The following is a 10044-nucleotide window of genomic DNA, read 5'->3' on the forward strand; positions in this document are numbered from 1 at the left end:
AATTCTTTAATGACAACAGGGCTTGGTCGCCCTGTATCCCGGCTTTCAGCCGCCAAGCCTCTAACCCACCCGTCTTTAGCGGGTGGTTGTTTAGTATCAACAATGGATAATTTCTTTAGATTTCTTAATAAAACAATAATGTTGGGAATAGCATAAAATTCATTCTTATCTAAGTTTAGTCCAACAACATTTTTATCTTTATCTACTGCATATCCATTACTTCGACTAGCAATTTTATCTAAACTAATTTCTTGTAATTGTTTTCCAATTTTTCGCTCTAATTGTTTGATGATGTCTAGGTCGGTCATGGTGGTTTTCTTTTGGTTTTTGAACAGGATATAACGGATGAATGGATAAACAGGATTTTTTCGTGCCTAAAGTTTAGGATCTGGGAAATAGATTTGCAATCAGAGTTAATCCTGAATATCTTTAAATCTGTGTCATCTTGTTCAAAATGCTGTCTGAATCTGGATTTGCAGGATTGATGGATTAACAAGATTAGATTGTAGATATTTTTGAGAAGTGAGACAAATATTTATAATTAAAAATATCAGCCTAAGCGTTTAAGAAAAATAGGATTTTGTTTGGTTAATTGTGCAACAACCCAAGCACTTACACTTTTATTCGCTCGTTTTGCTGCAATTAAAATATCCCAACAACTCTTTTAAAACCTCAACTTATGGGAATCCAGCCGAGACGCTCCGCGCCATAAAATATGATTCACGATGCAGAACGTCTAAACGAAGCTAGTATGAAAAACATAGCAACGATAAATAACCTGATTTCTACTTAGAAACAGTCCCGTCTCAAAGACTGTCTTAAGCCACTTTAACAATTAAACGGCCACGAATTTTACCTTCAATAATGTGATTGGCAGACTCAATAACCTCAGATAACGCAACTTCTTGAGAAACCGCTTCCAATTTACCAGCATCTAAATCCGTTGCTAAACGTTTCCATGCTTCAATACGGGTTTCAATAGGAGCATAAACACTGTCAACGCCTGCTAATGTCACACCACGTAAAATGAAAGGTGCAACCGTTGCAGGAAAATCCATCCCTTGCGCTAAGCCACACGCTGTTACCACACCACCATAATTCATACTGGCACATATATTGGCTAAAGTATGACTACCCACCGTATCAACCGCACCCGCCCAACGTGATTTAACTAATGGTTTACCCTGGCTGGAAAGTTCCGCACGATCAATCACACTTGTAGCCCCTAAGGCTTTTAAATGTTCTGCCTCATTGACGCGACCTGTAGACGCAACCACGTTGTAGCCCAATTTAGCTAAAATCGCAATGGCGATACTGCCTACACCACCATTTGCACCCGTAACCAGAATTTCACCTTTATCTGGAGTCACGCCCAATGCTTCCAAACGCATCACGCATAACATCGCGGTATAACCTGCTGTACCGATGGCCATTGCTTGACGACTGCTTAAAGACTCTGGCAAAGGCACAAGCCATTCTCCTTTAACCCGTGCTTTTTCTGCATAACCGCCCCAGTGTGATTCACCAACGCCCCAACCATTTAAAATGACTTTATCGCCTGCTTTCCAGTTTGGATCATCGCTTTGCTCAACCGTTCCCGCGAAATCAATCCCCGGTACAAAGGGATATTGACGCACGATGGGTGCTTTGTTGGTAATCGCTAATCCATCTTTGTAATTCAGCGTAGAGTATTCGACTCGAACGGTGACATTTTGCTCAGGCAATTGTGCTTCATCTAATTCAGTTAATTGTGCATCAACACCGCTGTCAGTTTTGCTTAATAAAATGGCTTTAAACATGGGGGTAACTCCATAAAATAGACTGGTCGTCTAATATTTGTGGTAAAAAAATGGCTTAATTATAGTAGTTTATAAAAGCCTTCTGATTCAAAATGAGAAAATCATGATTCTAATTACAAACAATCAAGCGTAACTTGAGTCATTAATCTAAAACATCGTAATTTAAGATTCAAATAGACTAAAAAATTGTGCTGCAAATAACTCTAAAGGCTGAGTGCTGCGGACTAATTTGGCGCGTAAAATAGCCCCTTCCCAACCAATCCAAAAAAAAGCCGCCAACTGTTCACAATCTGCTTGAGCTGATAATTCATCTCTGCTTTGAGCTTCACGCAAACAGGTCGCTACTTTTTCTTGCCATATTAAAAATACATTTTCTAATAAATGTCGGTAATTATCATTGACTGCACCTAATTCTTGCCCCAAATTACCCACTAAGCAGCCGCGTTTAAAATCATAGCGTTGCATTCCTGCTTTAGCTTCTTCAACAAAATTGCGTAAACGTTGTAATGGCTTATGCTGGGTATCGGTTAATAATCGATCTAATTTATCAGAAAAATACGCCGCATAATGTTCAATCACTGCCTCGCCAAAGGCTTCTTTACTTTTGAAATAATGATAAAAAGACCCTTTGGGCACATTGACTCGTTTTAATATTTCTTCAATCCCAGTATTGGTAAAGCCTTTCTCAGTCAGAATTTCCGTACCCACACGGATTAATATGTCGCGAGTATTTTGTTTTTTTTGTACTTTTTCATTTTTCATACTCAAAATAATAGACTGGTCGTCTAATAATTGCAAGCTAAATATTATCACTGATAATAAACAGGAAATTGAATATTGTTAGATGGATTATTATGTTTAAAACAAGCTTGAACTGCTTCTGATTTGGGACTTGTCCAAGCTCTGAAAATAGGATGTTTAATTGGTTACGATTTAAGAGTCAATATTTCAACTAGACCCGCGTCATCCAATACGCTTGCTTTGATGCAATAAACTTTTGTGGTGCTCACTTGGATTAAATTGATTTTAATATCGTTCAAAAGAGTTCAAACCTGTTTTCTCTATATTTTTTCTCGTTCCACACACTGTGTGGACTGTGTCATAGACACACTTGCGTCTTATCACTCATGTTACGAAAAATGTAAAAAAGTTTGAAAGAGTAAGGTGGAATAAATGAGGCTTTGATGTTAGTTATTATTAATAAACTCTCTCTCTCACCGCATTCCACCATCCTAAGTGTATCGCATGTTTTGGTGGAAAACGCTGCGCTATTACATCCTACATAAAATGAAAAAATTCTTTTATTTACGTAAGCTGAGTTATCAGATGACGACGCGGTGCATCGTCACAAGTTAAAGTTCATTTTTAGACGAGTTCAGTATAGTATTCCCTAACAATAAAAATTATTTAGGTTTTACTGGGCTTAGCATCTGTTTTTGCAGGCTGCTTCACCGCATATTTAGCCATGAGAATCTTTTGTATATTCTGTACTGATTTCTGCGTATCATTCAAAGCACGTAATTCTGAGCGTTGAGTACGCACCAACTCAACTAATTCTTGATGATTTTTTTCTTGATAATAAACAACCTTGGCAAACCCAAGCAGAATTGAGCCTAAAATGAGGCCACCCATACCACCTGCAATATAAGTCATGCGTTCATTTTCAATCAACGTAAATGCAAGTAAAAGCACGATATAAGAAACGGCATAAATTAGTGTTGCAAATATATTGAGCGTATTTTCTATGCGCATGAGCTTCTCCAAACTGTAATGAGTGTGAGCAAGAAATAGAACTGGCAATCATCATCGTCAAAAATAATGATCTTTATTCAGACTGCCAATCCTTGATTCTTATTTAACTATCATATCAATACCGGCATCTTGTGCAAGTTGAGCAAAATTAGGAAACGAGGTTGCAACATTAGCACAATCATGAATTGTAATTGACCCTTCAGCCCGTAGGCTTGCCATAGTAAACGCCATTGCAATCCGATGGTCACCATGGCTCTGAATTTCACCCGTTTGTAATTGGCCGCCTTGGATAATCATACCATCTGGCGTAGGCTTAGCATCAATGCCCAATGCAATCAAACCATCTGCCATCACTTGAATCCGATCACTTTCTTTAACCCGTAATTCTTTTGCACCCGTCAATACGGTTTCACCTTCAGCACAAGCTGCCGCCACAAATAAAGCAGGGAATTCATCAATTGCTAATGGCACTTGATCTTCAGGGATTTGGATGCCTTTTAGCGGTGCAGAACGGATTTGAATATCAGCCACAGGTTCGCCACCAATTTCGCGTTCATTGAGCAAGGTAATATTCGCGCCCATTTGACGTAAAATATTAATCACCCCGATACGAGTTGGATTAATCCCCACGTGTTGCAACGTCACATCCGCATTGGGTGCAATACTCGCCCCAACCATGAAAAATGCAGCCGATGAAATATCGCTAGGCACATCGATTTGGGTTGCGGTTAATTTACCACCATTTTGTACACTAATTTTATTGCCTTCCACCTTCACAGTATAGCCAAAACCTCGTAACATACGTTCAGTATGATCGCGGGTCGGGGCAGGTTCAGTCACGCTGGTTTCGCCTTGTGCATATAAGCCCGCTAATAACAAACAAGATTTAACTTGTGCGCTGGCAATTGGCATGTCATAGTGAATGGCGTGTAAGTCCTGCTGGCCTTTAACTTTTAATGGCGGTGTACCGCTTTCTGTAGACTCAATCCGTGCACCCATCGTAGCCAAAGGATCAGTGACACGACGCATCGGACGAGTTGATAATGAGTCATCACCAACTAATTCGGTATCAAACGCTTGTCCAGACATCAAACCAACCAATAAACGCATTGATGTACCAGAATTGCCTAAATCCAAAGGGTGGCTAGGTGGGATCAAACCATGTAACCCAACCCCGTCAATAATCACTTCTTGTTTGGCTGGACGTTGAATCTGTACCCCCATGGCTTGGAACGCCGCCAATGTGGCTAATGTATCTTCGCCTTCTAAAAAGCCTGTGATCTGTGTTGTGCCTTCTGCTAGCGCACCTAACATGATGGAACGATGAGAAATGGATTTGTCACCTGCAACGCGAAATGTGCCTTGTAAAGTATGGCTGGGCTGTACAATAAATTGGGTCATGTTGGTTTGCTATGTTCAAAAATTCAAATTATCAATCAAGCGGCGTGGATTATCAACTAAGTAGCAATGAGTTTATGTTTTGAGAGCAATTAAAGCGCGTCGCCAAGGGTTTCCTATTTTAGGACAGCATATTGCTTTCTAACTTAGCCTTTCTTATTTATAGGCTTGATTTCCAAATTAGATTACATTTGTCTATAATCTTACTACATCAATAATCTTGAAGATTTAATTTATTTTATCGTGCATAAGAATAATAAAACAAAAAACTACCAAGCCGTGGTGATTGGCTCATCAGCAGGAGGGATTCAAGCATTGACAGCGGTTCTATCCCCATTGCCTAAGGATTTTCCTTTGCCAATCATTATCGTACAGCATTTACACCCGCATTCTAATAGCTATTTAGCTCGAATTTTAGAACATCATAGCCAATTAAAAATTAAACAAGCCGATGAAAAAGAAAAAATTTTAAACGGTTGGGTTTATGTTGCACCACCTGCCTATCATTTGCTGATTGAAGAAGATCGCACTTTTTCGCTGTCAATTGATAAGCCTGTGAAATATGCACGTCCTTCCGTCGATGTATTATTTGAAACAGCAACTTATGCTTATCGAGAAAATCTAATCGGGATTATTTTAACAGGGGCCAATAACGATGGCTGCGATGGTGCGAAGAGGATTAAAGACATGGGAGGCTATATTATTGTACAAGATCCAAAAACCGCAGTGGCTGCCTCGATGCCTGAAGCGGCGATAGAGTGTGCCGAAGTTGATAAAGTAGTCCCTCTGTATCATATTGGGGAATATTTGCTCCAGCTTGTCAATCAATCTCAACGAAATCTAAAATAAGCCTATCTTGTATAATATTGACTCCATTGGTAATTTATAATTACTCACAGTCAATATACTTGAATTTTAAGTATACAACCCCATAACCCGCACAAAATCCCCATCAAGCAAAAGGTTTGATTGTTTTCATTTACATCACATAATGAGTAGAAATGGATGATGGATACCATAGTAAAAATACAAAGATTACGTAAAGAATTTGGTTTATTAACCGCTGTTGATGATATTTCATTTGAGGTTAAAAAAGGCGAGGTGCTTGGGTTTCTAGGGCCGAATGGTGCTGGAAAATCAACCACCATGAAAATGATCTCAGGCTTTTTAACACCGACTTCAGGCACAGTCAGTGTTGATGGCTTCGATATTACGCAACAGCCTTTAGAAGTCAAAAGAAGGATCGGTTATTTGCCTGAAGGTGCGCCTGCGTACCCAGACATGACCCCGCTTAGTTTTCTAAACTTTATCGGTGATATTCGCGGTCTTTCCAGTAGCCAAAAGCAACAACGGATTGATGATGTTGTATCACGGGTTAATTTAGAAAGCGTGTTATATCAGCCGATTGAAACATTATCTAAAGGGTTTAAACGGCGTGTCGGTTTAGCTCAAGCGATTTTACATGACCCCGCCGTGTTGATTTTAGATGAACCCACCGATGGCTTAGACCCAAATCAAAAGCATGAAGTGCGTAGTTTGATTACTCAAATGGCTGAAGAAAAAGTCATTATTTTATCAACCCATATTTTAGAAGAAGTCCATGCGGTTTGCAGTCGCGCCATTATTATTGCCAACGGTAAAGTGTTGGCTGATGGTACGCCGAATGAACTAGAATCTGAGTCACCGAATCATAATGCGGTTACGATTACCGTGAAAAACACGGGCAGTCCAAGTGCGGTGCGTGAAATTTTACTCTCAATTCCCAATGTGCATAAATTGGAAACCATTGAAGAAACTGAGGTTTTAAGTTATCGCTTACAGCCAAAATCGACGTTACCTATCGTTGCAGAAGTGAGTCAAATGGCTTATGAAAAACAATGGGAAATGTTGGGTTTATCGGTTGAAACGGGACAGCTTGATGAAGTGTTCCGCACCATTACCACCACGAGCAGCAGAATCAATTAATCACTGAACCGCATTTTCAAGGAGTTTTTTATGAATACATGGGTTTTATTCAAACGTGAGTTAAGCAGCTATTTTGCGACCCCCATTGCTTACGTGTTCATTATCATTTTCTTATTTTTAAGTGGTATTTTTACTTTTTATATCGGTAATTTCTTTGGCCGTGGTCAAGCGGATTTAGTGCCGTTTTTCAACTTTCATCCTTGGTTATACCTATTTTTGATTCCTGCGTTGGCGATGCGCTTGTGGGCTGAAGAACGTAAAAGCGGTTCAATCGAATTATTGCTGACCTTACCCGTGACAGTGACTGAGGCGGTATTGGGAAAATTCTTTGCAGCATGGGCATTTACTGCAATCAGTTTGGTGTTGACCTTCCCAATGTGGATTACGGTAAATTATCTTGGCAATCCTGATAATTTGGTGATTTTTGCAAGCTATATTGGCAGCTTATTAATGGCGGGTGGCTTTTTAGCGATTGGCTCTTGTATGTCAGCTTTGACTAAAAACCAAGTAATTGCATTCGTGGTCAGCGTTGTGGCTTGTCTAGGTTTTATTTTGGCAGGCTTTCCATTAGTTTTGGATTTCTTCACAGGTTGGGTACCACATATTATTGTGCAAACCATCAGCTCTTTCAGCTTTTTGACCCATTTCCAAGCGATTAGCAAAGGTGTCATTGATATTCGCGATATTATTTACTTTGCTTCAGTGATTACATTCTGGTTATTTACCACTGTCATCTTTATCGAAATGAAAAAAGCCGATTAAATTATAACGATTTGTGTATTTCTCTAAAAACCTGTTATTCCATAGTGTCTAGCAGGTTTTTTTATATTTTATACATAATTGTTTTGAAATGCTTTAGATAAAATGACACAATAATCTCTAAATCTAATGCTATTTGGCATGGAGGATAGGGTCATGTTATTAAGTGTGGGCGTATTGGCTGGAACTTATGCCAGTTTCCGATTGTATGAATTCATCAAAAAAAAGCCATCAATAGCAAAAACAGCACAAATTGAAAGCGCCTCTGCGGAACTTAAACCGACACCCTCGCAACTCAAACGCTATTATGGGCTGAGTGCAACCAGCGTGGGGCTTGCGCTTGTCTCGCCAATTATTCCCGCCGCCAACTTGGTTAACATTGGCATTATCAGTTACTTAAGCATTCCAATTTTTAAAAATGCCGAACACTTACTCACCCAAAAACGTAAAGTTGGCAATGATGCGCTACTGGTCTTGTTCACTATTGCCGCATTGGCTATCGGTGAATTTATTGCCGTCGCATTAACTTTTTTGTTCTATTATTTCGGCAGTCGTTTGATTGATAATGTTAACAATTATTCTCATAAAAATGCCACCAAAATTCTTGACCAATTACCTGATAAAATTTGGATTTTGCGCCAAGGTATTGAAATAGAAATCAGCACCCATCGATTAAAAATAGGCGATATTGCGATTGTTGATATTGGGCAAATGATTCCCGCTGATGGGACAATTGTGCAAGGTGAAGCATTGGTTAGTCAACATGCCGTCACTGGTCAAACCCAAGCCATAGAAAAATGTATTGGCGATAATGTCTTTGCTTATACTACTGTAACCCAAGGTAAGATTCAGTTAAAAGTTGAAGCGGTAGGCAAAACAACCTTATTTTCTGAAGTTACTGCACTATTACAAAAAAATGCCCAACATCAAAGCCAGTTACAATTGCGAGCAGACGAATGGGCAGATAAATCAGCAATCCTCTTTTTAGGCTTATACGGTGTGACTTTGGTCACTTTTGGTGCGTATCAAGGTTTAGTGGTTTTGACGGGTAAATTTGGCGATAGATTGCGGGCTGTTGCACCATTGAGTACCTTTAATTATTTAGAAATTGCCTATCATCATAGTATTTTGGTTAAAGATGGAGGTGCATTAGAAAATTTACGTCATGTTGATACTTTAGTATTTGATGTGATGAGTTTTATTGAATTCACCCGAGTCAAACGCATTGTAACCAAGCCTGAATATAGCGAGGAAGAAATTCTGCGTTATGCTGCTTTGGCTGGCCGTAAAATGACCCATCCTGCAGCGCATTTTATCTTAACCGAAGCACAGAAAGCGGGAATCGAATTGCCCAATATTGCTGATGAGCATTACCAATTTAAACGTGGTTTAATCATTCAATATCATGAAAATGAGCTATTGATTGGTAATATTCACTTTATGAATCAGCAGGGTATTGATTTAAATATTGAAGTGGAACGCCTTATTTACGAATGTAAAACCCCTCATTATGCGATTGTATTTGTCGCTTTAAACAATGAACTGATTGGGGCAATTGAGTTGGAAGTTGAATTTTATCCGCAGCGCTTACAACTGATTCAATATTTCCAACAGCATAAAATACAAAAAACTGTACTTGTTTCTGAAGAAAATCATACTTTTACTCAACGTTTTTGCACAGAGTTGAATATCAGCGAATATTATCATGATACTTTGCCAGAATATAAAGCCAGCATCGTGCAACGCCTTCAAGCACAAGGCCAAGAAGTCTGTTATATCGGTGATGGTTTACGGGATAAATCAGCGATGGAAACCGCCTCTGTATCAGTTTCAATGCGCGGTGCAGCTTCGATGATTCATGATAATGCACAGATTATTTTACTGGATAATTCATTATCTCAATTCACCCGCTTATTTGATATTTCTAAACAATTAGCAGGCAATTTACGTACTTCGCTGATATTAACCATTGCGCCAACCTTTATCAGTATTTTTGGTGGTTTATTCTTTGGCTTAAGTGTCACTGCGGCTGTGGTGATTAAGACAATTTCATTTTTACTAGCCTTAGGCAACGCAAGTTTACCACTGCGTCAAATTCAGCAAGAAGACGATACAAAAGATTAAATAATAGCGGTGTTGAACATCATGGCTCAATGCCCATTTTTATCAAAATTTTTTGATAGTAAATCAACTTTTTCATTATGGATAATTAATATATAACATCCTATTATTAAAGAATAAAGTGCTGATAAAAATAACGCTTAACTTTTATCTTAAAAGAGCGTAGTATAAGTTTTGCAGTGCAACAAAAACAATGGTGATTTATGACAAACGTAGGTCTAATTAATGTGTATCTTGAGGGGTTTAGAGC

9 protein-coding genes are annotated in these 10044 nt (G+C 38.9%); 4 read left to right on the plus strand and 5 right to left on the minus strand.

Annotated features, from left to right (window positions below; translation table 11 throughout):
* From ABXH34_RS15275 to aroA, 5 genes are all read right to left on the minus strand, one after another.
* The coding region (locus ABXH34_RS15275; protein ID WP_353572749.1) for a hypothetical protein at positions 1 to 308 on the minus strand (308 nt) is incomplete at its 3' end.
* A gap of 510 nt (positions 309 to 818) precedes the next feature.
* Positions 819 to 1799 carry an acrylyl-CoA reductase (NADPH) gene (acuI, locus tag ABXH34_RS15280; RefSeq protein WP_353572750.1) on the minus strand — a complete coding sequence of 327 codons (981 nt, stop codon included), beginning with the start codon at positions 1797 to 1799 and terminating at the stop codon, positions 819 to 821.
* 162 nt (positions 1800 to 1961) lie between these two features.
* Positions 1962 to 2597 carry an acrylate utilization transcriptional regulator AcuR gene (acuR, locus tag ABXH34_RS15285; RefSeq protein ID WP_353572751.1) on the minus strand — a complete coding sequence of 212 codons (636 nt, stop codon included), beginning with the start codon at positions 2595 to 2597 and terminating at the stop codon, positions 1962 to 1964.
* Between the two features lie 609 nt (positions 2598 to 3206).
* Positions 3207 to 3551: a hypothetical protein gene (locus ABXH34_RS15290; protein WP_353572752.1), complete on the minus strand. Its 345-nt coding sequence runs from the start codon at positions 3549 to 3551 to the stop codon at positions 3207 to 3209.
* A 99-nt stretch (positions 3552 to 3650) separates the two neighbouring features.
* The gene (gene aroA, locus ABXH34_RS15295) at positions 3651 to 4952 is read right to left on the minus strand and encodes a 3-phosphoshikimate 1-carboxyvinyltransferase (RefSeq protein WP_353572753.1); all 1302 of its coding nucleotides are present in this window, start codon (positions 4950 to 4952) and stop codon (positions 3651 to 3653) included.
* 240 nt (positions 4953 to 5192) lie between these two features.
* Between aroA and ABXH34_RS15300 the strand changes: the two genes are divergently transcribed.
* The 4 genes from ABXH34_RS15300 (at position 5193) to ABXH34_RS15315 (ending at position 9797) form a co-directional block, all read left to right on the plus strand.
* Complete coding sequence (locus ABXH34_RS15300) at positions 5193 to 5798, plus strand: chemotaxis protein CheB (protein ID WP_353572754.1); 606 nt, start codon at positions 5193 to 5195, stop codon at positions 5796 to 5798.
* A 156-nt stretch (positions 5799 to 5954) separates the two neighbouring features.
* Positions 5955 to 6914, plus strand: coding sequence for an ABC transporter ATP-binding protein (locus ABXH34_RS15305; RefSeq protein ID WP_353572755.1), 960 nt, complete (start codon positions 5955 to 5957; stop codon positions 6912 to 6914).
* Positions 6915 to 6944: 30 nt separating this feature from the next.
* Entirely contained in the window at positions 6945 to 7676 is a 732-nt protein-coding gene (locus ABXH34_RS15310) for an ABC transporter permease subunit (protein WP_353572756.1), read from the plus strand.
* Between the two features lie 153 nt (positions 7677 to 7829).
* Positions 7830 to 9797 (plus strand): HAD-IC family P-type ATPase, encoded by a 1968-nt coding sequence (locus tag ABXH34_RS15315; RefSeq protein WP_353572757.1) that lies wholly within the window; start codon positions 7830 to 7832, stop codon positions 9795 to 9797.
* The last annotated feature ends 247 nt before the right edge of the window (positions 9798 to 10044 follow it).

The organism is Candidatus Albibeggiatoa sp. nov. BB20 (assembly GCA_016744725.1).
Lineage (GTDB): Bacteria > Pseudomonadota > Gammaproteobacteria > Beggiatoales > Beggiatoaceae > Albibeggiatoa.